The sequence below is a fragment of the Actinacidiphila oryziradicis genome (genome assembly GCF_005047355.1).
GTDB classification, from domain to species: domain Bacteria; phylum Actinomycetota; class Actinomycetes; order Streptomycetales; family Streptomycetaceae; genus Actinacidiphila; species Actinacidiphila oryziradicis.
Genome location: NZ_SUMC01000033.1, coordinates 73,700 through 98,220, shown reverse-complemented (window position 1 = coordinate 98,220; position 24,521 = coordinate 73,700). Strand labels below are relative to the sequence as shown.

Genomic DNA, 24,521 nt, shown 5'->3' with positions numbered 1-24,521 from the left:
CGTTTCTTCGGGGGCCGGGTCAGTGGCGGGGGCTGGGGTGTCGGAGGGCTGTGGCATTGTGCGGGGCTCCCGGAACGGTCCGTGGCGGCCGTGCGGGCGGCCGGGCGCTGATCGGTGCGCCGCCGGCGAGGGGACCGGGGCCGAGCGCGGCAGTGGGCTGGTCCTCGAACGCCGCCGGGGTCGGGGCGGGGGCCGGGCGGATCGCGACGTTGAAACGTTCCGCTGCCAGCCGCAGCGCGGCTTCCTGGACCAGGCCGGCCATGGTGTCCTCGCCGAGATCCGCGGGGAGTTGGTAGGCGTTGGTTCGGGTGTTGAAGTGGAAGCCGCTGGCGGACAGGATGCTGTCGGCGCGCCAGCGGTAGGCGGTGGCCCTGGGGCTGCGGTCCTGGGCCCAGGTGAATTCCACGCGCAGCGGGTCGGTCGGCTGCTGGTACCACTTCGGATTGGCCCGGACTGCGGCTGCGGTCTGCTCGTACCGGGGCAGGAACCGGCGGGCGAGGAGGGATGCGGCGTGGGCCGGGTCGGCCGGGACGGTGATGGCCAGGGGCGCGTCCTCGTCGCCGCAGGGTCGCCGTTGAGTCCGGGCGGGGCAAGGGCGCCGATGATGAAGTTGGTGCGGTGCCGGGGGTGGGCGATGGCCAGCAGCCGCTCGTCGTTGGGGCCGGTGAGTACGGCGGCCTTCCAGGGGCTGAATTCGGCGGTGGCCCAGTCGAGATTCTGGCCGTCCCAGACCTCGCTGTAGTCGACCCTCCCGGAGCGGCTGACGGGCAGACGCGAGTCGGCGTCCCAGGTTCCCGGGAGGCGGGCGGCGACCTGGCGGGCGAAGCGGTGCAGGTTCGGACGGACGGGCGGTCGGGGCAAGAGGGCGCATCCTCAGGGGTGTCGGTGTCGCTCGGTCAGCGAGCAGCAGGGTGGGCGCCGGCGGGAGCGTGGAGACGGACGGTGCGCAATGGGGCGGCCGGCAGGGCGGAGGCGGGGAGGGGGCCGGTGTCGGAATGCGGGGGACGGCGGGCAGGAGCAGGTGGTGGTGCGCTCCTGCTCGGTCTCGGCGGTGCCGTGGCAGGAGGTGTGGTGGGGGTGGGTGGTGTGGCGGTCGGCGAGGTGGCCGCGCAGCCGGGCGAGTTCGTGGGTGTGGCGGGTCAGTTCGGCGGCGAGGTGGCGCAGGCGCTGGGCGTGGTGGTAGTCGGCGCCCTCGCCGAGGTCGGTCCAGAACTCCGCGGCGGCGGTCAGGACTTCGCTGATGCCGGTCACGACGCCGTTGCAGGGCGCGGTGAGTTCGGTGAGGGCGTCGGCGGCCTCGCCGCTGTGATCCGCTTGGCGGATGCGGTCGGCGAGGTGGGCGACCGTGTCACCCAGCGGTACGTCGATGGTGACCGTGGGCCCGGGGACGTACAGCTCGCTGGCGAGAGCGACCCCGTAGTGGTGGGACAGAGTGTTCGCGGCGGCCGAGGCGTAGCGCCGTTGTTCGGCTGGTTCCATCCCGGTCGGCAGCCGGTGATACCTCTCGTGCGGGCGGTCGACGGGGACGAACCGGCCGAAGCGCTCGTTGACGGCCCAGGAGGCGTGTGCGTTGTCCCAGAGGTCTTCGGCGATCGGGTACTGGTCGTAGCGGTCTGCGTGGCGGTGGTAGGCGGCGGTCCAGAGCCCGGGCAGCCGTGCGGCGAGGCGGGTGGCGAAAGTGGACAGCTCAGCGCGGGCAGGGCGGGGCATACGGATCTCGCTTCATGATCGTGCGGGTCGGGCCGGCGCGGTGCGCAGGGCAAGGCGGTGGCCGGGCGAGCGAGGGCTGGAGGCGCCCCGGCGGCCCCGGTGTGCTGGGCGGGCTCCGGGTACCCGGGTGCTCACGGGGTTCGGTAGGGGGACCGGGGCGCGGGACCGGAAGGGGCTGGAGGCGCCGCCGGGGCAGGGCGCGGTGCAGAGCCCGGACCTGCGGAACCGCTGGACCGAGGAATGGCCTCCTGGTCGGCGGTGTGCAAGCTCGGCATCCTTGGCCACCTGCCGGCGCAGCAGCACAACCGGGACCGACAGCAGCTTCCTCGTCACCTGATAGACCAGCGAGACAATCATGGCGCATCGTCCCAGGCGCCCACGAGCGCCACCAGACCCACTACAACCTGCAGCGACGCATTTCTGAACGGCACAGGCTTCCTGACTCACGGCAAAGCCCCCGACCGGCCGGTGCCGGTGCGGGGGCTTTGCCCTGTACTGGGAGGGGCTGTGGCCGCAGTCAGTAGACGACGACGGTTACCGACGAGGAGGGGGTGCTTGCGTCCACGACGCGCAGCGTCTGCTTTTCGGGCCCGGCGGTTCCCCAAGATCCCGTGCGTGTGCCGTTCCGATATTCGTGCCCGCAACAAGGCCCACACACGTTAAACGTGAATCGGGCGACAGAGTCCCACAGCTCTGCACTCAGGCCGACCTGCGCCGCCGAGAGCGGGTGATGCTCGGGCGGGTCCCGAAGATGCGGGCGGAGTGCGCGCCTAGATGGGCCACCATGGTCTCCTCGGCCTCTTCGCCCCGTCCGTCGGCGATGGCCGTCAAGATCGCCCGGTGCTCCACTACCTCCTGGGCGCGCATCGCCGGGTCCCGAACCACGATGCCGTCCATCAGCAGCCAGAGCGGATGCTTGCCGGTCCCGAGCAGCTGGCCGATCAGCCCGGTCAGGATCGGGTTGCCGCAGACCCGGGCCAACTCAAGGTGGAACGCGAAGTTGAGCCCCAGGAACCGGTCGATGCTGTCCTGCGAGTTCCCGGCGCCGGCCCGCTCGGAGTCGTCGATCAGGTCGCGCATCCGTGCCACGTCGGAGCCCAGCACTCGGTCCGCGCAGTGCCTCGCAGCGGTGGGCTCCAGCAGCTGCCGCGCCTCCAGCAGATGTCGGGGCGAGGAGTCGATCAGTGGCAGCGTGGGCTCGGCGGCCACCGTCGCGCCGGTCAGGAAATAGCCGGAGCCCGGACGGACCTGGATCACCCCGCCGAGTTCGAGGGCGAAGAGCGCCTCCCGCACGGTCGACCGGCTGACCCCGAACTGCTCGGCGAGCGAGCGTTCGTTGGGCAGCCGGTCGCCGACGGTGAGGTTGTCGACCGCGACGGCCTTCATTACTTCCTCGGCGACTGCGAGGTAGCGCCGCCGCTCCGGCCCGGTTTCACGCTCCATGTCGTGGATAATACAGAGCAATCAGGACACTTGATAGCTCTTGAGTAGTTCGCTGACCTGTGCAGAAGCCAGGGAAAGCGCTTCCTGATCGGCGGCGGACCAGGTCCGTTCGACGCCGCTGTGCACCGAGACCCAGCCAGCCATCTCAGAACCGCATGAAACGGGGCCGAGCATCTGCGCGTTGACCCCGTACATCTCGATTAGCGCCGCGGGCGGGCGGGGATCCGGCCCGAACCGCGGCTGTACGAGGAGCCGCCGGTGGGCCTCCAGCCAGCGCACAGTGTTGAGCGCCCGCTGGTCCAGGCTGGGGTCCCCGGCGATCCGCCGCATCCCGGGCCCGACCGCCTCGGCCGCCGCGAGGTCGACGTGCAGCCCCTGCTCCGGCACATCCAGCCGTACGGTGATCCGGTCCGCCGCTGTCTCTGAGAGCAGCCACGCGCAGAGCGACTGCAGGTCAGCGCGGAGCGCCCCGCTGCGCAGCAGCGCCCCACCGCCGGGCAGACTGACCGGAACCCCGGCGAGCCGCAGCGCGCCCCACAAGGTGGCGACCACGCTGTCGAGTACGAGGGGCCCGCCGGATGCTTCCACCAAGTCGACGACCCTCGCCGCCCGCAGGTTCGTGCAGACGACCATGACCGGGGCGTCGGCCGAGGCGATCATCGGCTGCAGCGTGCCGGCGGCCACCAAGCCGAACGAGTGGTTGTCGCTCAGGCCGAGGTGCTCCCCGCCGGAGACCTCCAGCCCGGATTCCGCGTAGCAGGAGACGATCTCGCTGACCACCTCGGCGACGTACGGAGTGACCAGGGCCGTGCGGGAGAGGCCGAAGGCCCGGGCGGCTTCCAGCAGGGCGAGAGTCGAGGTGGTGGCCGGCACGCCGGTCGCGGCCTCGATGGCCGAGACGATCGAGAGGTCGTGCGGGACGCCCAGCCACGAACCGGCCGTGCCGCCCCAGATGATCACGTCCACCCCGGCGTCGGCGAGCAGTTCGGCCGCCCCCACCATGGCCGCGGTGTCGAACTGCGCCGCAGCGTCGGCGTCCACCCCGATCCGGGTGACCCGGACCCGGCTGAAGTGCAGGCAGACCCCGTCCGCCAACCGGGCCAGCTCGGGCTCCAGGACCGTGTTGGACGACGGCACCAGCACGCCTATACGGATCAAGACAGCACCGAAGGCCGGGCCTCGGACCCGAACGGAAAGCGTCGGCGGAAGCCCGCAGCTGCCTCCTCGAACGTCACAAACCGGACCCCTGGGTGGCTGCTCCAGTAGGCGATGAGCCGCTCCAGCATGAGCAGCACTTGCGGCCTTCCGCTGACGTCCGGATGCAGCGTGACGGGGAACACCCCGTAGTCCGACTCCCGGTAGACCCAGTCGAACTGATCATTCCAGAGGGTCTCGATGTCCCGGGGGCTCACGAAGCCATGGCTGTTCGCCGCGTGCTTGTTGAACATCATCGGCGGCAGGTCGTCGACATACCAGTTGCCGCAGAACTCGACGAGGTCGATCTCCTTGCCGCGGACCAGCGGCTTCATCCAGGTCTCCGCCGGCTGGGTGTAGTCCACGTTGGTCCACGTGTCCCCGACCCGGGCGTAGAACGGCAGGAAGTCGTTGTAGTTCTGGGAGTGGTCGTAGGTGAACCCGTTCTCGATGAGCAGGCTCGCGGTCCGCTCCGACATTTCCCACCACGGCGCCACGTAGCCGCGCGGCCCCTCCCCGGACAGCTCCTCGACCAGCTTGATGGTCTTCTCCAGGACGTCGCGCTCCTGCTGGGCGTTGAGCGCGATCGGGTTCTCGTGCGAGTAGCCGTGCGCCCCGATCTCGTGCCCCGCGTCGGCGACCATCTTCATCTCGCGCGGGAACGTCTCGATCGAGTGCCCCGGGATGAACCAGGTCGACGGGACGCCCAGCTTGTCGAAGAGCCGGACCAGCCGGGGGCTGCCCACCTCGCCGGCAAACATGCCGCGCTGGATGTCGTTGGGTGAGTCCTGACCCCCGTACGACCCGAGCCAGCCGGAGACCGCGTCGACGTCAACGCCTAGGCAGATCTGGATGTCCTTGCTCATCCGAAGATCCGCAGCGGCACCATGCAGCCGACGACCCAGTTGGGCTGGTCGACGATCTCGTGGATGCGCAGCTCGGCGAAAATGCCGAGCAGGGTGTACGCCTCGTCCTCGGGCATCTTCAACGCGGCGGCCAGGGCCACGGCGGCCTGCGAACTGGCCGAGCGCGCGGCCTCCCACAGGTCCGGTCCGACGCCGAGGAAGCTGCGGTAGCGCTCCTCGACCCGCGATGAAGGCGGGGTGTCGATGACCGGCGCGATCAGCCCCGCCCCCTTGACCAGGTCCACCTTGATCAGGATGTCCGCCTCGCACTCGATGGCGGTGCCGTTGAGCTCGCCATCGCCTTGCAGCGCGTGCGCGTCGCCGAGCGAGAGCAGGCCGCCCTCGGCGAAGACCGGCAGCAGGACCCGGCTGCCCTTCTGGGTGTACTTGACGTCGATGTTGCCGCCGGCAACCGTCGGGACGGTCGCGGCGTGCGGGCCGGGCTGCTCCGGCGCGACCCCGATGACGCCGATCATCGGCTGCAGATCGAACCGGTGGCCGTTGCCGATCTCGATCTCGTCGGCCGTGGTGTCCCAGATCTTGAGGAACGGGCCGGGGTAGCGGTCGGCGAGCAGTCCGAAGTCCGGCAGGATGCCTGACCAGCCCCAGTCGCCGAGCTGGATGTCGAGGATCTCGACGGAGAGCGCATCGCCAGGCTCGGCGCCCTCGACGAAGATCGGGCCGGTCAGCGGGTCCATCAGGCCGAAGTTCAGGCCGTGCAGGTCCTGCGGGGTCGTCTTCGGGGTGATCTGCCCGTTGGAGCCGTCCCGGATGGCCAGGCTCACCTCGGTGCCCGGCGCGACGATCAGCTCTGCCGGGATCGCCCGGTCGAAGACGTGATGGGCGGTCTCACGACCGAGGTGGTTAGTCAACTGAAACGACATCGGTGAGATCTCCGGATTCGATGTAGGCGGATACGTTTTCGGGCGCGCTCCGCTTGCGATGCCGCAGCGAGAGCGGGATCACAGCCGCGAAGTAGGCCAGCGTGACGTAGGGGAAGTAGTTGACCGGCGAGGCCGGCACCGGATAGACGCTGCTGTAGAGGACCCAGCCGATCAGGACGAGCCCGATGACCGGCAGCGCCAGCGCGAAGACCTTGCGTTTAGCCAGGTCGGTGCGGCCGTACTCGGTGAGCGAGGCGATCACCACCAGGCCGTACGCGATGAGTGCGCCGAACGCGCCCAGGCCGCTCATGTCGCCGAGCACGTTCGCCGGGGTGTTGAAGAGAAGGACGCCTAGGCCGAGCAGGGCCAGGCCGAGAGGGAAGACTACGAAGACCGCGGCGCGCGGGGTGTTGGAGCGCTCGTGCAGGCCGGCCAGACCCTTGGGCGCATAGCCGTCGCGAGCCAGCGCGAACAGGATCCGGGCGCTGCCGTTGACCGTGGCCACCGCGCAGGCGAAGAAGCTGATCGCGGCGCCCGCGTTGACCGAGGCCGAGAAGGCGGAGCCGCTGAACTTCTGGATCAGAGTGTTGAGCGGGGCCGGGTCGGCGCCGAACGCGTGCATGGCGTTCGCGCTCAGACCGAAGCCGAGCGTTTGGGTGTAGGAGGAGAAGATGAAGAACAGGCCGCCGACGAGGGCGCTGAAGCTGATGGCGAGCGGCACCATCCGTTTGGGGTCCTTGGACTCCTCACCGAGCGTGGCGGACCCCTCGAAGCCGAGGAAGCTGGTGAACCCGAAGACCATCGCGTGGGCGATCCCGACGATGCCATTGCTGTTGAGAAGGAACGGCTTCACGGCAATTCCGGCCGAGAGGTTGGAATGGCCGAGGATAAGCACGCCGACGCCGATGATCAGCAGCATGCTGGCGCCTTCGAGCAGCAGCATCATGCGCACCGAAATGCGCACGTTGTTCAACGCGAACCCGAGCACGATTGCGGCGCCGACCAGCGTCGGGATGCTCCACGGCACATGCGCGCCGGTGGCCTGCTCGATGGCGAGGCTGCTGAACTCGCCGGTGCCGGCCAGCAGAGCCGCGGTCATCAGCACGTAGGTGAAGGTGAGGCCCCAGCCGGCGACGACGCCGAAGGCTGGTCCGAGCACGTCCTTGACCAGTCCGTACGCCGATCCGGCGTGGGCGTACTTGCGCCCCAGCCGGCCGAAGCTCGAACCGATGATGAGCACCCCGATGAGCGCGACGACGAAAGCGAGCGGCACGTTGGAGCCGGCGGACTGAGCGAGGAAGGGCGTGACAAACACCATGGCGGTGGTCGGCGCCATGAGGGCGACGGACATGGCCACGGTCTCTGGCAGGTTCAGCTGCCTGGCGAATTGTGCCTTTGACATGTGCGTGCCAACCTTTCTCCGCGTGGCGGGCTGGATTCGTGCTAATGAACTTAGAGAGAGTCGGTTTCGCCGCAGTTTCCCGGCCATCAATCCGAAGTGACGCAGGCGGTCTGACCAATTCAGGGTTCCGCGCGGTGCTCCCGCGCAGGTCGGCTGCGGTTCCGGCAGGGTGAGCCACTCGGTCGGCACCAAGTCGGTCTGACCAATTCGTGATTCGGCGAGGCTTTTTCACCCCTGAGCACAAGGGTCATTCAGGCGGAGATACCGTGACCGGATGAACGCGATAGCTGCCGTGAAGCGGGCCCTACGGGCCGTCGAGGAACGAGAGCCGGAGGTAAGGGCCTGGGCCTGGCTGGATGCCGACCGTGCCCAAGCCGAGGCGGTGGCGGTCGAGCGCCGCGGTGGCGGCCCGCTGGGTGGCGTCGTGGTCGGGGTCAAGGACATCTTCGACACGTGGGATCAGCCGACCGAGTGCGGCACCCCGATCTTCGCGGGCCGCCGGCCGAGGGCCGACGCCGCGACGGTGTCGTTGCTCCGCGCAGCCGGTGCGGTCTGCCTCGGCAAGACGGTCACCGCGGAGCTCGCCTCGTCCCATCCCGGGCCCACCACGAACCCGCACCGGGCCACACATACCCCAGGCGGCTCGTCGATGGGCTCGGCCGCCGCGGTGGCCTGCGGGATGGCCGACATCGCGCTCGGCACCCAGACGGCCGGGTCGATCATCCGCCCGGCCAGCTTCTGCGGGGTATTCGGCTTCAAGCCGACTTTCGGCACGGTCTCGCCCGCCGGCGTGAAGCTCTTCGCGCCCTCGCTGGACACCGTCGGCTGGTTCGCCCGTACTCCTGAACTGCTCGACGCGGTCCGGGTCTGCCTGACAGGCCGGGCCCCAGCGGCCCCGCTGACCGGCCCGCCGCGCATCGGCGTTCTCCGCACCGAGCAGTGGCGCGCCTGCGCGCCGGAGAGCGCACAGGCGGTCGTGGAGATGGCGGACCGGGCCAGGACGGCGGACGCCCAGGTCAGCGAAGTCACGCAACCGGACTTCCTGGACGGCCTGGCGGGCGACCTGACGGTCATGGCGTACGAGTCCGCCCGGACGCTCGCCTGGGAGCACCGAACCCACCGCGACCTGCTCTCCCCGGCCCTGCGGGACTTCCTGGACATGGGCGTAACCACCGACCCGGGTGTCTATGACCGGGTCCTGGCCCGCCGCGACGCCGCCCGCGCCCGAGAGGCGGAACTGTTCGGCGCGTGCGACGTGCTGCTGACCCCGGCGGTAGTCGGGGAGGCCCCCCTGGGCCTGGCCGACACCGGCGACCCGCAATTCGCCCGGCTGTGGACTCTGCTCGGGCTGCCCACCGTCGCCATTCCGGCGATCACCGGCCCGACCGGGCTCCCGGTGGGCGTGCAGCTCCTTGCCCGCACCGGCCAGGACGCGGCGCTGCTGGCGGCCGCGTGCTGGCTCACCAGTGATCCCGCCCACTGATCCTTGCCCGACCCTGGTGGCTAATTACTCAGCATGGCCAAGCGGCGCAGCAATAACCCCGCGACCGGTCACCTCACCCCCGCCCAGACCCGGCGCTCCGAGGCCGCCCCACTCACCCCCCGCAGGTGACAACTGCCGCCGCTGGTCGGAGGGAACGGTGGCGAAGCGGCGGTGGCGAAGTCCGCGATCACGCTCAGGGGGACCCGGCGCGGCTTCGCCGGCGCGGCCCTGGGCACCAAGTCCCAAGACGCAGAAGCGTGCTGCGACGCGAAGGTTCCGAGGGGACCATCTGATTCCGATGCTGACCGTTTGCTGACCCCCAAGGGGTACTTAGGGGTCTGACCTGCGGAAACGCTCAAACTGTTTGAGATGTGGTGGAACTTCGTCGGACGGTCCAACGAGGACATCGCACAGGCCCGTGCGGACTGGATGTCCGGGGCCCGCTTCGGCGAGGTGAAGGGTTACGACGGCGCTCCGCTGCCTGCTCCCGAACCGCTGCCTGCCCACCGCGCCGCGCAGCGCCTCGCGGGACGCAAGGCGCTGCGCGGTCTGCTCGCGCAGCGGTTCTTCGAGGCCTGGGACGCCGATGTGGTGTACGGTCCGCGCGGTCGGCCGGAGCTGGCGGGGTGGCCCCGGATCGGGGTTACTGGAGGTCACATGAGCGAGCCACTCGAACTGAGCTGCTACACCGCGAATTTGGTGTCCTACCTGGAACCCAGGAGGCCGACCGTCCGGAGCGACCTGGCGGACGCCATCCGGCTGTCGGTGCGCACCGACCCCCCGGAGGGAGGGATGGCGTTCTCGCATCACACGCGCGTGGACCTCGACAGCGAGGGATCCGGGCTGGTGTACCGGGGCGCCGACGACTGGCCGGAGGCCCGGGCGGCACTGCGGACCGAGCTCCTGGGACTGCTGGTACCAGGCAGTCATCCGATCGGCGGTGCACACTGGGCGCATGACGACGGCGGAATTCGGCAAGGTGGTGCGGCGTTGGCGCGACCAGGTCTCGCCCGAGACCGCTGGGCTGCCTGTCGGCGGGCACCGGCGCGCGGCAGGGCTGCGCCGCGAGGAGCTGGCCCTGCTGGCCGGTATCTCCGTGGACTACGTCACCCGCCTGGAACAAGGCAGGGCGACCAACCCGTCGGCGCAGGTCGTCGAGGCTCTGGCCCGGGCACTGCGGCTGTCGGGAGACGAGCGCGCACACCTGTTCCGGATGGCCGGCCTCGTACCTCCGGGACCGGAGACGGTGCCCGCGTACATCACCCCGAGCGTCCAGCGCCTGCTGGACAGACTGGTCGGCACCGCGGTCGGGGTCTACGACGCGGCCTGGACGCTGCTGATGGCCAACCCGCTGTACGCGGCGCTGATGGGCGATCCGTCCGGGTGGCGCGGCAACGAGCGCAACGGCGTGTGGCGCAACTTTCTCGGCCCGGGCAGCCGGGTCCGTCACACACCGCGCGAACAGCGCGCATTCGAGGCCGCACTCGTCGCCGACCTGCGCGCGACCGCCGGCCGGTACCCCGTCGACCAGCACCTACGGCGCCTGGTCGGCCAGTTGCGCACGAACAGTGACCGGTTCGCCGAACTATGGGACTCCGGCGCCGTCGGCCGGCACGAGGCCGCACACAAGACCGTCGAACACCCACAGGTGGGCCCCTTGACGCTGGACTGCGACGTGCTCACTGTGGAGGGCAGCGACCTGCGCATCATGATCTACACGGCCGAGCCCGGCACCCAGGACGCCGAACGCCTTGAGCTCCTCGCCGTCCTCGGCACCCAGACACTCGTCGGATAGCCTCCCTGCCCAGCTGCCCCTCGTCCATCCCGGCCGAACGGCCGCGGAGGCTCATTCACCAACGCGATGCGCGGGTCTACCGGGCGGGCCGCCGGGGCGGAGGCGGCGGGCGTGGCGGCCCCAACGGGGCAACGGGCGTTGTGGTTCGGCTTCGGGAATGTAGCGGCTCACTCGCTCGCGGGCCCCGTGCGGAACACTTCCGGGTGACGGGAGAGTTCGACCCGTGTGCGGCGGATGTGCAGTTCGAGGATCCGCTCGGCGGACTGCTGGTCGCGGTCACGCAGCGCCTCGATCAGCAGGCGGTGCTCGGAGCTGATGATCCACCTGCGCTGGTCGGCGGTCAGCCGGGTGAAGGCCCGGCGGTAGTGCTGCGTGGTGTCCCACAGTCGCGCGACGATGTTCGCGAGTTCGTCCGCCCGGTGGTGCCGGTAGGTCGCCCAGTGCAACTGCCGGTCGAGCACCAGGAACTGTTCGACGTCGTGCGTCTGCTCGATGTGCTCCTGGAGTTCGGTCAGCTCCGCGATGTCCGCGTCCGTCAGGTGTGGCGAGGATTCGGCGAGTAGCAGTGGTTCCAGCCGCTCACGCATCTTGTAGCTCAGCTCGCACTCCCGCATGTCCATCTGGGTGACCCAGGCGCCCTGGTTGGCGCGCAAAGTGACCAGACCGCGCGACTGCAGAATGCGCAGGGCTTCACGGACCGGCAGCCTGCTGGTCCGCAGTTCCTCCGCGAGTTCGTCCTGGATGATCCGCGTGCCCGGGGCCAGATGGCCCGACAGGATGCGCTCACGCAGGTGGTCGGCGATCCGCTGGCTGGCGACAGCGGCCCGCAGGGTGCCGTTCCCATCGGACACTTCTCTCACTTCTGTCAATCCTTCTGCTCAGAGAAGGCCTGCGGATTATGGTCGAAGGCCTTGCCGTTGGGGTAGGACACCAGCTCGAACTGCATCCCCCATGGTGACAGGAAGTAGACCCAGCGCTGGCCTTCGCTGGCGCCCTTGCTCGTCGTCGGCTCGCCCAGTACCCGCAGGCCGCGCCGGTGCAGGTCCTCGACCGCGGCGTCGAGGTCCTCGACGTACAGTGCCACGTGGTGGCCGCCCACATCGCTGTTACGGGGCGTCTGCGTGCGCTGGTCGGGCGCCTCGTATTCAAAGACCTCGAACAGCGCTTGACCGCCGAACCGGAAGAAGTGCAGCCGGCGCATCACGGCTCGGTCCTCGACGCCCAGGTGCTCGCTCATCCAGTGACCGTCGTCCTGGTAGGGGCCCAGCGTGTACATGTACTCGCACCCGAGCACGTCCACGAAGAACTCGCGTGCCTGAGCGAGGTCCGGCACGGTGAGGCCGATGTGGTCGAGGCCGGTCAGTCCTGGGATTGGCATGATTCTCCAAATGGATCCATTTGCCTTGCCTTCGGGTATGGGCTCAGCGCATAGTCTATGGGAAACAGCCCGGATCGGACGAGCTGCTCTACTAAAATGGATCCATTCAAGGTGTTGAGTTACTCTTCAGGGAGCGCCCATGCCCAGCCGTGACACTCTGACCCCCAGCTCGCCATGGATCGAGCTGAGCGCCTCAGCCGATGACTGGAACGCCGCGGACCCCGCCCTGCTGCTGGGGATGCTGGGCCAGGGCCTGTGGATCCGGGCATTCGAGGAGTACGTGCTCGAACTCGCCGGTCAAGGTCTCATCCACGGTCCCGCGCACTCGAGCGTCGGGCAGGAGGGCGGCGCGGTCGGATCGGTGCTGCCCCTGCGCAGCGACGACTTCGTCAACGGCTCGCACCGCGGACATCACCAGTTCCTCGCCAAGGCGTTCGGGCACGTCCTGCCCGGCAAGTCCGAGGGGCTGCCCGAGCTGGACGAAAACGTGCGCACGGTACTTCGACGCACCCTCGCCGAGATCTGCGGTCTGGCCGACGGCTTCTGCCGCGGCCGGGGCGGTTCGATGCACCTGCAGTGGCGGGAGGCCGGGGCGATGGGTACCAACGCCATCGTCGGCGGCGGCGTCCCGCAAGCCGCCGGCTTCGCCTGGAACCAGCTTCACGCGGGGACGGACGCCGTCACCGTGACCTACTTCGGTGACGGGGCCGTGAACATCGGCTCGGTCCTGGAGACCTTCAACCTCGCGGCGGCCTGGCGGTTGCCCATCTGTTTCTTCATCGAGAACAACCAATACGCCGTGTCGACCCCGGTCAGCGAGGCAACCGCGGAGCCCAGGCTGTCGGCCAGGGGGACGGGGTTCAACATACCCAGCTGGCGCGTGGACGGCATGAACGCCCTCGCCGTCAACCTGGCCATGAACGAAGCCCTCGAGCATATGCGCGCCGGACGCGGCCCGACCATCATCGAGGCCGATCTGTACCGGTACTTCCATCAGAACGGGGCCTACCCGGGCAGCGCCTTCGGTTACCGGGACAAGGCCGAGGAGAAGGCCTGGCGTGACCGCGACGCCTTGGAGATGCTGCGGGCCAACATCATCCGGCGCAAGCTCGCGACGGCGAGGGAAGTGACGGCCGCGCAGAAGCAGGTGGCGGCCGTGTTGCAAGAGATCGGCGACTCACTCCTGGAACCCGCGCCGGGCGGCAAGCCCGGCCAGCGCCGCATCAAGCCCGCGGCCTGGCCGGACACCACGTTCGTGGACGTGGGGGTCCGCGGAGACCTGAGCGAACTTGACGGCAGCCGATACGAAGAGGCCGCCACTTTCTCCGGAAAGCTGGAGGACCGACGGTTCATCGACGTCGTGAGCGACGTGATAGGACGCCGGATGGAGACCGACGAGCGAATCATCGTGCTCGGCGAGGACGTCAACCGGCTCAAAGGCGGAACCAACGGCGCGACAAAGCGGGCGCTGGAGCTGTTCCCCGACCGGGTGCTGGGCACGCCCATCAGCGAGAACGCGTTTGCCGGCCTGGGCGGTGGCATGGCTATCGACGGCCGGTTCCGCCCGGTGGTCGAGTTCATGTACGCCGATTTCATGTGGGTGGCGGCCGACCAGCTGTTCAACCAGGTCGCCAAGGCCCGGCACATGTTCGGCGGCGACAGCGCCGTGCCGTTCGTGTTGCGCTCCAAGCTCGCGGCCGGAACCGGGTACGGGTCGCAGCACTCGATGGATCCGGCCGGCATCCTGACCACGGCGCCGGGGCTGCGGGTGATCGCCCCGTCGAACCCCTTCGACTACGTGGGTCTCATGAACACCGCGCTCGCCTGCGACGACCCGGTGGTCGTCCTGGAGCACGTCGATCTCTACCAGACGACAGGCACGGGGCCGGCCGACGATCTCGACTACCGCATTCCGGTGGGCAAGGCGGCGCTGCGCCGGAGGGGAGGGGATCTCACGGTGATCTCCTACCTGTCGATGGTCAACCACTGCATCGAAGCGCTCGACCAGGTGCCGCAGATCCAGGCCGACCTCATCGATCTGCGGTGGCTCGACCGGGCCAGCCTCGACTGGGGCACCATCGAGGAGAGCATCAAGAAGACCAACCGGGCGCTGATCGTCGAACAGGGGGCGAGGGGCACGTCCTACGGCGGGTGGCTCGCGGATGAGATCCAGCGTCGCTTCTTCGACTGGCTCGACGCCCCGATCGAGCGCGTCACCGGTGGTGAGGCGTCGCCCAGCATCAGCAAGGTCCTGGAGCGGGCGGCGATCGCCCGTACCGAAGAAGTCGTCAGCGCCCTGCGCGACATCGCCTCGAAGTGACCTCACGGCCCGAGAGCTAGGAGTAGAACATGACAACGCTGCTTCGCGTGCCCGAAGTCGCCGCCGGAGCGACGCAGGCCGTCCTGTCCGAGTGGTTGGTGAAGGAGAACACCCCGTACAAGACCGGGGACCCGATCGTGGTCCTGGAGACCGACAAGGCCCTGGTCGAGGTGGCGGCCGAGTCGGACGCGGTGATCCTCCGCGCGCTTGTCCCCAATGGTTCCACGGTCGAGGTCGGTGCGCCGATCGCGCTCCTGGGCGATGAGTCGGAGACCGGGGCCGATGTCGAACAGCTCCTGGCGGAACTCGGCGTCTCCGCCCGCCCGGCTGACCGGGAGCAGAAGTCGGCGACGCCGTCCGAGGCATCGCCAAACGCCCAGGTGGCTCCGCCGGTCACCACGGAGTCGGAGAGCGCCCGGGTGTTCATCAGCCCGCTGGCGCGCAGGATTCTGAAGGAGGCGGGCCTGACGACGGACCAGGTCCGCGGTACCGGTCCGCACGGCCGTATCGTGCGCCGGGACGTGGAACGGGCGGTCGAGGAATCCCGTGCGGTGGCGGTGCCGGCCGGGCCGGTGCCGGCCGGGCCGGTGCCCGCCGAGCCCGTGCGGCCGGCAAGCCCGCGGCCGCAGATCGTCGGTTTCCGTGACATTCCCCACACACGGATGCGGCGCGCCGTGGCGAGCCGGCTGACCGCCAGCAAGCAGACTGTCCCGCATTTCTACGTCAAGCGGACAGCCCGTATCGATGATCTGCTCGCCCTGCGCAAGCAGCTCAACGAGGTGTCGCCACAGAAGATCTCGGTCAACGACCTGGTGATCGCAGCGGTCGCGGTCGCCCACCAGGCGGTCCCCGACGCCAACGTGATCTGGACCGACGAGGGCATGCGGCAGTTCGAGTCGGCGGACGTCGCGGTGGCCATCGCCTCGGAGCGCGGACTGGTCACGCCGGTCCTGTGCGCAGTCGAGCGGATGTCTCCCAGCGCGATCGCGCGTGAGGTCAAGACGTACGTGCGGAAGGCCAACGAAGGCACATTGCAGCAGGGGGATCTGGAGGGCGGTTCCCTCACGGTCACCAACCTGGGAATGTACGGGGTCGATGAATTTTCGGCGATCATCAACCCGCCGCATTCCGCCATCCTCGCTGTAGGCGCCGGACGGCCGGCACCGGTCGTGGTCGACGGCACCGTTGAGGTCGCGACGCAGATGACGCTTGTGCTCTCGGTCGACCACCGTGCCATCGACGGTGCTCTGGCCGCACAGTGGATGGAGGCCCTGGTAGGCGCACTGGAGCAGCCGCTCCGGCTGGTCGCGTGAGGGTGGAGGCGCTACGCACCACGAGGCGGCGGGGCGGCGGTCGAGGCGCGGACGACCAGACGCACCGGTAGCAGGACGGTCTTCGCCATCGGAGCGGGGTGGCCCTTCTCCTCGTAGCGGTCCAAACGCTCAAGCAGGAGGCGGGCCGCCTCCGCCCCCAGGCCGAAGTGCGGCACGTGCACGGTGGTCAGCGGCGGCTGGAATTCGTCGGCGAACTGCATATCGTTGAAGCCGACGAGGGAGAGGTCCTGCGGGCACCGCAGGCCCCTGGCCTTCAAAGCGTGCAGTGCTCCGAGGGCGATCAGGTCGTTGCCGGCGCAGATGGCCGTCGTGTCCGGGTGTCTTTCGAGCAGTTCATGGGTGGCGTACTCGCCCGCCTGCGTGGTGTAGGCCCTGCTGACGGCGACCGGTGCCGACTGAGGACCGATCCCGGCGGTTTCGACCGCGTGGCGGAAGGCTCGCGCGCGGGTGACACCGGTGGACATGGTCTGAGGGCCCGCCAGGTGGGCGATCGCGCGGTGTCCGAGACCGAGCAGGTGCTCCACGGCAAGCGTCATCCCGGTGGCGTCGTCGCCGGAGACCCAGGGGAACAGCCTGCGGTCGGTACAGCGGTTGACGAGCACGATCGGGACGCCCGATTCATATGCCTCATCCAACAGGGGATGCTCGCGCTGCGCGGTGGCGACGATGAATCCGTCCACCTGCCGTCCCAGCAGGGCGTTGAACTGGGTGCGTTCCTTGGCTTCGTCGTTGTCGGTGTTCGCCAGCAGCGCGGTGTAGCCACCGGCGTTCAGGACCTCCTCGATGCCGCGCGCAACCGGGGGGAAAAGCGGGTTCGTGAGGTCGGGCAGCAGGACGCCGACCGTGAAGGAACGGTTGGTGCGCAGACTGCGGGCCGCTGAGTTGGGGGTGAACCCCAGTTGCTCGGCGGCCATCTTCACCCGACGGGCCGTCGCCGTGTTCACCAGACCGCTGGTGCTGGGGTTGAGGGCGCGGGAGGCCGTGGCCTTGTGCACTCCGGCGAGTGCTGCCACATCGGACATGGTCGGGCGTTTGCTCACCTGGGCAGTCTAGGTGAAACGCTCCACCCGGCAACAACCGATTGCAGAGTCCCGGCGACCGAGGTAGCTTCGGGACATAGGTGATTTTTTCCGTAAAAAATCAAAACTGTGCGGCGAAGTGCAAGGGTGAGCGCCCGAAGGCTTGACAGCTTCGCAAGTAGGAAGCAAGCATGAATGCGATCGGTTGCAGTGACCGTCAAAGGTTGCGGACGAATGATCGCTTCAGTCGCGCCCGGGGCTTCCGTTTCACCAGTTCAGGACCGCTGATCTCGTTATTCACCGCACCCGACAGGGGGATGCCCCTATGCAATCGATTCCAGAAGCTGTCGCTTGTCGGCGGCTCCTTGTCGGTCGCACACCGCGGTCCGGTCGCCGCGGGGCCGTATCAGTCGAGCCGTCTCCCAGGATTGAGGTAGAGAAATGACGTATGTCGCCCAGGACCGCCCGCGTATCGGCTGGATCGGTGCCGGCCGCATGGGCTTCCAACTGGCCGCCCAGCTGCTGGACGCGGGGCACGACGTCGCCGTCTACAACAGGACCCGCGCCAAGGCCGAACCGCTGGCCGAACGGGGAGCGACGATCGTCGAACGGCCGGTTGATCTGGCCGACCGGGACGTCGTCTTCATCATGGTCTCCGCCTCGGCCGACCTGGAGGCGGTCACCACGGGCCCCGGCGGCGTGCTGACCTCGCCGGATGCCGCGCCGGGGGCGCTGATCGACAGCTCCACGGTCTCCACCCAGGTGTCCGCGCTGATCCGGAACGAAGCCGCGAAGCGTGGGACCGACTTCCTGGCCGCCCCGGTGAGCGGGAACCCGAAGGTGATCGCCGCGGGCAAGCTGACGGTCGCGGTTTCCGGCTCACGCGAGGTGTTCGACCAGGTTGAGCCGTTGCTGGCGCTGCTGGGGCGCGGGGTGACCTACGTCGGCGAGGACGAGGTCGCCCGTCTCGTCAAGATCGCGCACAACGTCTTCCTCGGCGTGGTCACCCAGTCGCTCGCCGAGATCACCATCCTCGCGGAGAAGGGCGGTGTCAGCCGTGCCGCCTTCCTGGAGTTCCTCAATGACTCCGTGTTGGGCTCGGTCTTCACCCGTTACAAGTCGCCCGCGCTGGTCAACCTGGACTTCAAGCCGACGTTCACCATGCCGCTGCTGCGCAAGGACTTCGACCTGGGGCTGTCCGCGGCCCGCGAGCTGGAGGTCCCGATGCCGCTCGCCGCCGCCACCGCTCAGCTCATCGCGGGTGCCATCGGTGCGGGGCACGTCGAGGAGGACTTCGCCACCTTGATCCTCGAGCAGGCCAGGAACTCCGGCCTCACGCTGGAAGCCGAGAACGTGCCCGTCGATGACGGTCTGTCCCCGCAGGCCTGACCTGTGCCCCTCCTCCCGCAGCCTCGCAGCGATTAAGGGTGTTTCCGCATGAATGCCATGAATGCCATGAATCCGCAGACGACACGGCCGATCCCCGCCTATGGACACAGTGCGGTGGACTACGAGCAGCGCGTGGACTACGAACGGCTCCGGGCGTACCGGCTGGAGCGCGCCCGGGCGGCGCTGGCGTCCAGCGAGTGCGGGGCCTTCCTGCTGTTCGACTTCTACAACATCCGTTACACCACGCAGACCTGGATCGGCGGGGCTCTCGGGGACAAGATGACCCGATACGCTCTCCTGACCCGTGGCGGAGAGCCGGTGCTGTGGGACTTCGGCTCCGCGGCGCGACACCACCAGCTCTACGCCCCCTGGCTGCGGCCGGAGAACTCCCGAGCGGGCATGCTCGGTATGCGTGGCGCCATCTCGCCGGAGGTCGGTCTGATGCGATCGGCGGTCACCGAGATCAAGGGCATGCTCGAGGACGCGGGCATCGCTGATCTGCCCGTCGGCGTGGACATCGTAGAGCCGCCCTTCCTGTTCGAGATGCAGCGGCAGGGCCTGAAGGTCGTCGACGCCCAGCAGTTGATGCTCGACGCCCGCCAGATCAAGTCGTCCGACGAGATCGCCCTGTTGTCCATGGCGGCCGCCATGGTCGACGGCGTCTACCAGGACATCGTCGAGGCGCTCAAGCCCGGCGTGCGCGAGAACGAGATCGTCGCTTTGGCCAACAAGCGCCTGTACGAGATGGGTTCGGACCAGGTAGAGGCCATCAACGCGGTGTCCGGCGAGCGGTGCAACCCGCACCCGCACAACTTCTCCGACCGGATCATCCGCCCGGGCGATCAGGCGTTCTTCGACATCATCCAGTCCTACAACGGCTATCGCACCTGCTACTACCGCACCTTCGCGGTGGGCAGCTCAACGAGTTCGCAGCGTGACGCGTACACCAAGGCCCGCGAATGGATGGACGCCGCCATCGCCATCGTCAAGCCGGGGATCGGTACCGACCAGGTCGCGCGGGTGTGGCCGGCCGCGAACGAGTTCGGCTTCGCCAGTGAAATGGCCGCCTTCGGCCTCCAGTTCGGCCACGGTCTGGGCCTCGGCCTGCACGAACGGCCTATCATCAGCCGGCTGAACAGCCTGGACAGCCCCGTGGAGATCCAGGAGGGCATGGTCTTCGCGCTGGAGACCTACTGCCCGGCCTCCGACGGGTTCTCCGCGGCGCGCATCGAGGAGGAAGTCGTCGTCACCGCCGACGGAGCCCAGGTGCTGACCAGATTCCCCGCCCAGGAACTGTTCGTGGCCAATCGCTACTGAGGAACCCCGCGACAACCGCCAAAACCCGAAGCAGGAGGCGAAGAGCAAGTGACCGCGCACAACCAGGGATCCCCCGCCAGGCTGCGGGCCGAGAAGGTTCCCACCGATCTGTTCATCGGCGGACGTTGGAGGCCCGCGAGCGATGGAGCGCGCATCGACGTACTGGATCCGTCGAGCGGTGAGAAGCTCACCGACGTCGCCAGCGCGAGCCCGGAGGACGGCCTCGCCGCCGTCGACGCCGCGGAGGCGGCGCTGGCCGGCTGGGCGGCCACGCCACCGCGCGAGCGGGCCGAACTGCTGCGCTCGGCGTTCGACAAGATGAAGCAGAGGGCGGAGGAATTCGCCGAGCTGATCGTGCTGGAGAACGGCAAGGCACTCGCCGACGCCCGCGGCGAAGTCGCTTACGCCGCTGAGTTCTTCCGGTGGTACGCGGAGGAGGCGGTGCGGACCCTGGGCAGCGTGCAGACCGCCCCCTCAGGCGGCAACAAGATTCTCGTACTGCGTCAGCCGGTCGGTGTCTGCGTCCTGGTCACCCCGTGGAACTTCCCCGCCGCCATGGCCACGCGCAAGATCGGCCCCGCGCTGGCCGCCGGCTGCACGGTGGTCCTCAAGCCTGCCAGTGACACCCCCCTCACCGCGCTGGCCATGGCAGCCCTCTTCGAGGAGGTGGGCCTGCCGGCGGGCGTGCTGAATGTGCTGCCCTCCCGCCGTTCCGGCGCGGTGGTCTCCGCGATGCTGGACGATCCGCGGGTCCGCAAGCTGTCCTTCACCGGTTCCACCGAGGTGGGCCGGACCCTGCTGGCGGCCGCGTCCCAGACGGTGGTCAACTGCTCCATGGAGCTGGGCGGCAACGCTCCGTTCCTGGTCTTCGCCGACGCGGACCTGGACGAGGCCGTTGCCGGCGCCATGGTGGCCAAGATGCGCAACGGCGGCGAGGCGTGCACCGCCGCCAACCGCTTCTACGTGGAAGAACCGGTGGCCGCCGACTTCACCCGGCGGCTCGCGGATGCCATGAACTCCCTGCGTACCGGCCCCGGCCTGGACCCTGGTGTGCAACTCGGACCGCTCGTCAACGCGGAGAGCCGCGACAAGGTCGCCCAGCTGGTCGCGGACACCGTACAGGCGGGTGCCTCCGTGGTGGCGGGCGGCGAGACTCCCGAAGGTCCGGGCTTCTACTACCCGCCGACCGTCCTCGCGGATGTGCCGCCGAACGCGCCGGTGCTTCGCGAGGAGATCTTCGGCCCGGTCGCTCCGGTGGTCGCCTTCAGCACCGAGGATGAGGCGATCCAGTTCGCCAACGACACCGAGTACGGTCTGGTCTCCTACGTCTACACCTCCGACCTGGCCCGTGGCCTGCGGGTGAGCGAGCGGCTGGACTCCGGAATGGTGGGCCTCAACCGCGGTGTCGTCTCTGACCCGGCCGCCCCGTTCGGCGGTACGAAGCAGAGCGGCATCGGCCGGGAGGGCGGCCACGAGGGCCTGTTGGACTACACCGAGTCCAAGTACATCGCCCTTTCGTGGTGAATCCTCCGCACCTGCCACATCCCCACCCCGCCGGACACCGACGTCCTGACGGAAAGGAGCTCCGGAATGGAGCACAGCCACCCTGCCACCGGCGTCCCTGACACGATCTACGTCAACGGGCGCATCCGGCCCGGGTCGCGGGCACCGGGCCTCGCTGCCCGCGGTGAGAGGCGAGACGAAGAGGACGAGGCGTACGAAGCTCTCGCCGTGAGCCGCGGGCGGGTCACGGCTCTCGGCACGGATCGCGAGATCAGGGATCTCGCGGGACCGCGGAGCGAGGTCGTCGACCTGCGCGGACACCGGGTCATCCCAGGTCTGATCGACGGCCACATGCACGCGACCCGCGCCGGCTCAACCTGGTCGAGCGAGTTGCACTGGACCGGAATGTCAGCGCTCACGGACGCCCTCACCAGTGTCGGCGAAGCGGTACGCAGTGCGCCGCCCGGCCGGTGGATCCGCGCCGTCGGCGGCTGGCATCACACCCAGTTCAAGGAGAACCGGCCGCCCAGCACTGCCGAGCTCGACGCGGTCGCGCCGGATCACCCGGTCTACGTGCAGGCGCTCTACGACCTCGCCGTGCTCAACAGCGAGGCGATGCGGGTGCTCGGCCTCGACTCCTGGACCGGCCTTCCAAGCGGCACCGTCGAACGTGACCCGCTCACCGGCCGCTGCACCGGCGTGGTGCGGGGGCTCGGAGCGTTCAACCGGTGTCTTGCCGCGATCCCCGGGCCGGACGCCGCCGCGGAGCGAGCGTCCACCCGCGCCATGTTCGCGGACCTCAACGCGGTCGGGCTGACCGGTGTGGTCGACCCCGGCGGCTTCGGAATGGCGCCTGAGCGCTACGACCCGCTCTTCGACCTGTGGCGAGCGGGAGAACTGACAGTCCGGATGCGTCTGTACGTCTCCGCCGTGGATGCCGGGCATGAGGTGAGCCAGCTGGAGGGATGGCTGCGCCACGCACAGACCAGCTTCGGCGACGACATGCTGCGGATGGTCGGTGCGGGGGAGGTAGTGCACTTTGGGTGCCACGACTTCGAGGGACTCGAACCGTTCAGCCTGATGGATGAGGCCTACGAGGACCTGCTCACGATCAGCCGGCGGGTCGCCGAACGCGGCTGGCCGATGCACATCCACGCCGTCCTTGATTCGAGCATCGACCGGATCCTGGACGCCTGGGAGACCGTCCACCGGCAGATTCCGCTGGACCGGCTGCGTTTCTCCCTCGCTCACGCCGACACGATCAGCCCCCGCAACATCCGGCGGCTGGCCGCGCTGGGCGCCGGTGTCGTCACTGACGACCACCAGGTGTTCAAGGCCGGTGCGTCGGCGGCCTGTTGGGGAGCCGAACAGATGGCGTCGGTGCCTCCGCTGGGTGACCTGCTGGAGGCCGGGGTGCAGGTCGGCGCGGGAACCGACGCGACCCGTGCCTCGTCGTACAGTCCCTGGTTGTCGTTGTGGTGGCTGCACGAGGGCCGTTCCCTCGACGGCAGGGTCCAGCGGGCGCCTCGGCACAACCTGTCCCGTCAGCAGTCCCTCGACCTGTACACCCGCGGCAGCGCGTGGTTCTCCTTCGAGGAGTCCGACCGGGGCCACCTCCGGCCTGGGGCGCGGGCCGATCTGGCCGTCCTCAGCGACGACTACTTCACCGTGCCGGCTGATCTCATCCCGTCCATCACCGCACAGTTGACCGTCGTCGGCGGCCGGACCGTCCACGCATCCGGGCCGTTTCGGGCCTGACCTCTTCAGCAAAGAAGCCGGAGTCATGAGATGAGCAGCACGACATTGATACGCGGCGGTACGGTCCTCACCGTCGACCCGGAGATCGGGGACCTCACCCGAGGTGACGTTCTCGTCGAGGACGACCGGATCGTGGCGGTGGGCAAGGACCTCCCGGCGGAGGGTGCCCGGGTCATCGACGCCACCGGCATGATCGTGATGCCGGGTCTGGTCGACACTCACCGTCACCTGTGGCAGTCGGCCATTCGCCAGATCGCCGCCGACTGGACGTTGGGTCAGTACGCCGAGCAGATGCTCGGCGTCATAGGCCCGCGCTTCAGTGCGGAGGACGTCTACATCGCCGACCTCCTGGGCGCGCTGGAGGCGCTCAACGGCGGCGTCACGACAGTCATGGACTGGTCGCACATCGTGAACACCCCCGACCACGCGGACGCGGCCGTACGGGGACTGGCGGACTCCGGCGTGCGGGCGGTCTTCGGATACGGCAATCCGAGGTCGCCGGCGGCCGACTGGTACCAGAAGGATCTGGCCCGCGTGGCCGGCACATACTTCTCGAACGGCAACCAGCGGCTCAGCTTGGCCCTGGCCAGCCTCGGGCCTGAGTTCTCCTCGTTGGAGGAGACCGTGACCGACATCCGGCTGGCGCGTGAACTGGGCATCCGCACCTCACTGCACGTCGGCGCCGGGCTGCTCGGCCGTACGCGTGCCGTAACCAAGATGGACGAGGCGCGGCTGCTCGGCCCCGACATCATCTACGTGCACTGCAACACCTGCACCGACGAGGAGCTGCAGCGCATAGCGGACTCCGGCGGGAAGATCTCGATCTCCCCGCGGTCGGAGATGCAGATGGGCCATGGTTACCCCGCTACCGGCCGACTGATCGCGGCGGGGATCCAGCCCAGCCTGAGCATCGACGTGGTCAGCGCGGTCGGCGGCAGCATGTTCGCCGAGATGCGCGGCACGCTGGAGGCAGAACGCGGCAGGCAGAACCAACTGTCGCTGGACCGTGGCGAGTGGCCGGCGGACCTGGCTCTGAACACCGCGGACGTAGTGCGGATGGCCACCATCGAGGGAGCCCGCACCCTGGGTATGGGCGACCGGATCGGCTCGCTCACCCCCGGCAAGCAGGCGGACATCATCATGCTGCGGGTCGATCTCCCGAACCTCTTCCTGATCAACAATCTGCCGGCCGCGGTCACCCTGGCCGACAGCGAGAACGTCGACACCGTCTTCGTGGCCGGCCGGCCTGTGAAGGTCGCCGGCAAGCTGGTCGGGCACGAGACGCACGCGCTGCAGGAGCAGGCACGATCTTCCAGGAACCGTCTCCTGCTGGGTACGCCGTTCGCCGTCGAATCGGCGGCGTGAGCCGATCCGGTCGAGTCCCGGATCGCACCCGGGTCATGAACTCCGGCAGGGGCCGGGACCTCGAGCTCCCGGCCCCTGCCGGCACCCTGCGGAACAATTCGGTGCGCGGTACCCGGGACCGGGTGCACAGTCTGCTGGAGGCGGTGCTGTCGCAGTTACCGACGGTCGGAGCGGCGCAGGAGCAGCTCGCGGCGAGCACATGCCCAGCGCCCGCCCGGTGATCAGCTCGGGGGGCGACCCCCCCTGGCGACCCTGCTCATCGAAGGGGTCATCGCCCACGCCAAGGCCGACTTGGAACTGGTCGACAGGCCGCTCAACGGCT

At 69.0% G+C, this 24,521-nt stretch carries 20 protein-coding genes and 1 pseudogene; 11 read left to right on the top strand and 10 right to left on the bottom strand.

Annotated features, from left to right (window positions below):
- Nucleotides 1-19: 19 nt before the first annotated feature.
- The 7 genes from FCI23_RS29635 to FCI23_RS29600 form a co-directional block, all read right to left on the bottom strand.
- Nucleotides 20-406 (bottom strand): hypothetical protein, encoded by a 387-nt coding sequence (locus tag FCI23_RS29635; RefSeq protein WP_136727007.1) that lies wholly within the window; start codon nt 404-406, stop codon nt 20-22.
- Between the two features lie 467 nt (nt 407-873).
- Entirely contained in the window at nt 874-1,710 is an 837-nt protein-coding gene (locus FCI23_RS29630; protein ID WP_136727006.1) for a hypothetical protein, read from the bottom strand.
- Nucleotides 1,711-2,409: 699 nt separating this feature from the next.
- On the bottom strand, nt 2,410-3,153 hold the full coding sequence (locus FCI23_RS29620) for a FadR/GntR family transcriptional regulator (RefSeq protein ID WP_136727005.1): 744 nt from the start codon (nt 3,151-3,153) through the stop codon (nt 2,410-2,412).
- Between the two features lie 21 nt (nt 3,154-3,174).
- Nucleotides 3,175-4,311 (bottom strand): maleate cis-trans isomerase family protein, encoded by a 1,137-nt coding sequence (locus tag FCI23_RS56760; RefSeq protein WP_211265509.1) that lies wholly within the window; start codon nt 4,309-4,311, stop codon nt 3,175-3,177.
- On the bottom strand, nt 4,308-5,213 hold the full coding sequence (locus FCI23_RS29610; RefSeq protein ID WP_136727004.1) for a polysaccharide deacetylase family protein: 906 nt from the start codon (nt 5,211-5,213) through the stop codon (nt 4,308-4,310). The genes FCI23_RS56760 and FCI23_RS29610 overlap by 4 nt, the downstream gene beginning before the upstream one ends.
- Nucleotides 5,210-6,136 carry an acetamidase/formamidase family protein gene (locus tag FCI23_RS29605; protein WP_136727003.1) on the bottom strand — a complete coding sequence of 309 codons (927 nt, stop codon included), beginning with the start codon at nt 6,134-6,136 and terminating at the stop codon, nt 5,210-5,212. Before FCI23_RS29605 ends, FCI23_RS29610 begins: the two co-directional genes overlap by 4 nt.
- Nucleotides 6,117-7,727 (bottom strand): APC family permease, encoded by a 1,611-nt coding sequence (locus FCI23_RS29600; RefSeq protein ID WP_136727002.1) that lies wholly within the window; start codon nt 7,725-7,727, stop codon nt 6,117-6,119. Before FCI23_RS29600 ends, FCI23_RS29605 begins: the two co-directional genes overlap by 20 nt.
- Nucleotides 7,728-7,812: 85 nt before the next feature.
- Here FCI23_RS29600 and FCI23_RS29595 point away from each other — a divergent pair, with 85 nt between their 5' ends.
- The 3 genes and pseudogenes from FCI23_RS29595 (at nt 7,813) to FCI23_RS29585 (ending at nt 10,816) form a co-directional block, all read left to right on the top strand.
- A complete protein-coding gene (locus FCI23_RS29595; RefSeq protein WP_136727001.1) occupies nt 7,813-9,021 on the top strand; it encodes an amidase in 1,209 nt (402 codons plus the stop codon).
- 369 nt (nt 9,022-9,390) lie between these two features.
- Nucleotides 9,391-9,522: pseudogene (locus tag FCI23_RS60250) on the top strand (pirin family protein); the annotation flags it as partial.
- A gap of 454 nt (nt 9,523-9,976) precedes the next feature.
- Nucleotides 9,977-10,816: a helix-turn-helix transcriptional regulator gene (locus FCI23_RS29585; RefSeq protein WP_136727000.1), complete on the top strand. Its 840-nt coding sequence runs from the start codon at nt 9,977-9,979 to the stop codon at nt 10,814-10,816.
- A 167-nt stretch (nt 10,817-10,983) separates the two neighbouring features.
- Here FCI23_RS29585 and FCI23_RS29580 read toward each other — a convergent pair whose 3' ends face one another.
- Together FCI23_RS29580 and FCI23_RS29575 are read right to left on the bottom strand one after the other, a co-directional pair.
- Nucleotides 10,984-11,676 (bottom strand): GntR family transcriptional regulator, encoded by a 693-nt coding sequence (locus FCI23_RS29580; RefSeq protein ID WP_136726999.1) that lies wholly within the window; start codon nt 11,674-11,676, stop codon nt 10,984-10,986.
- Between the two features lie 5 nt (nt 11,677-11,681).
- Nucleotides 11,682-12,194, bottom strand: a complete 513-nt coding sequence (locus FCI23_RS29575; protein ID WP_136726998.1) for a VOC family protein — start codon at nt 12,192-12,194, stop codon at nt 11,682-11,684.
- Between the two features lie 139 nt (nt 12,195-12,333).
- Between FCI23_RS29575 and FCI23_RS29570 the strand changes: the two genes are divergently transcribed.
- Both FCI23_RS29570 and FCI23_RS29565 read left to right on the top strand, forming a co-directional pair.
- Nucleotides 12,334-14,514 carry an alpha-ketoacid dehydrogenase subunit alpha/beta gene (locus tag FCI23_RS29570; RefSeq protein ID WP_136726997.1) on the top strand — a complete coding sequence of 727 codons (2,181 nt, stop codon included), beginning with the start codon at nt 12,334-12,336 and terminating at the stop codon, nt 14,512-14,514.
- A gap of 29 nt (nt 14,515-14,543) precedes the next feature.
- On the top strand, nt 14,544-15,827 hold the full coding sequence (locus FCI23_RS29565; protein WP_136726996.1) for a dihydrolipoamide acetyltransferase family protein: 1,284 nt from the start codon (nt 14,544-14,546) through the stop codon (nt 15,825-15,827).
- Nucleotides 15,828-15,838: 11 nt separating this feature from the next.
- On the opposite strand, the gene FCI23_RS29560 is transcribed toward FCI23_RS29565, so the two are convergent.
- Complete coding sequence (locus FCI23_RS29560) at nt 15,839-16,888, bottom strand: LacI family DNA-binding transcriptional regulator (RefSeq protein ID WP_211265508.1); 1,050 nt, start codon at nt 16,886-16,888, stop codon at nt 15,839-15,841.
- Nucleotides 16,889-17,308: 420 nt separating this feature from the next.
- Here FCI23_RS29560 and FCI23_RS29555 point away from each other — a divergent pair, with 420 nt between their 5' ends.
- From FCI23_RS29555 to FCI23_RS29530, 6 genes are all read left to right on the top strand, one after another.
- Complete coding sequence (locus FCI23_RS29555) at nt 17,309-18,256, top strand: NAD(P)-dependent oxidoreductase (RefSeq protein WP_136726995.1); 948 nt, start codon at nt 17,309-17,311, stop codon at nt 18,254-18,256.
- Between the two features lie 48 nt (nt 18,257-18,304).
- Complete coding sequence (locus tag FCI23_RS29550; RefSeq protein WP_246144145.1) at nt 18,305-19,573, top strand: M24 family metallopeptidase; 1,269 nt, start codon at nt 18,305-18,307, stop codon at nt 19,571-19,573.
- Between the two features lie 48 nt (nt 19,574-19,621).
- Nucleotides 19,622-21,097 carry an NAD-dependent succinate-semialdehyde dehydrogenase gene (locus FCI23_RS29545; RefSeq protein ID WP_246144144.1) on the top strand — a complete coding sequence of 492 codons (1,476 nt, stop codon included), beginning with the start codon at nt 19,622-19,624 and terminating at the stop codon, nt 21,095-21,097.
- Between the two features lie 66 nt (nt 21,098-21,163).
- Entirely contained in the window at nt 21,164-22,834 is a 1,671-nt protein-coding gene (locus FCI23_RS29540) for an amidohydrolase (RefSeq protein ID WP_136726994.1), read from the top strand.
- A gap of 30 nt (nt 22,835-22,864) precedes the next feature.
- Entirely contained in the window at nt 22,865-24,199 is a 1,335-nt protein-coding gene (locus tag FCI23_RS29535; protein WP_136726993.1) for an amidohydrolase family protein, read from the top strand.
- A 35-nt stretch (nt 24,200-24,234) separates the two neighbouring features.
- Nucleotides 24,235-24,420: a hypothetical protein gene (locus tag FCI23_RS29530; RefSeq protein WP_136726992.1), complete on the top strand. Its 186-nt coding sequence runs from the start codon at nt 24,235-24,237 to the stop codon at nt 24,418-24,420.
- Nucleotides 24,421-24,521: the final 101 nt, after the last annotated feature.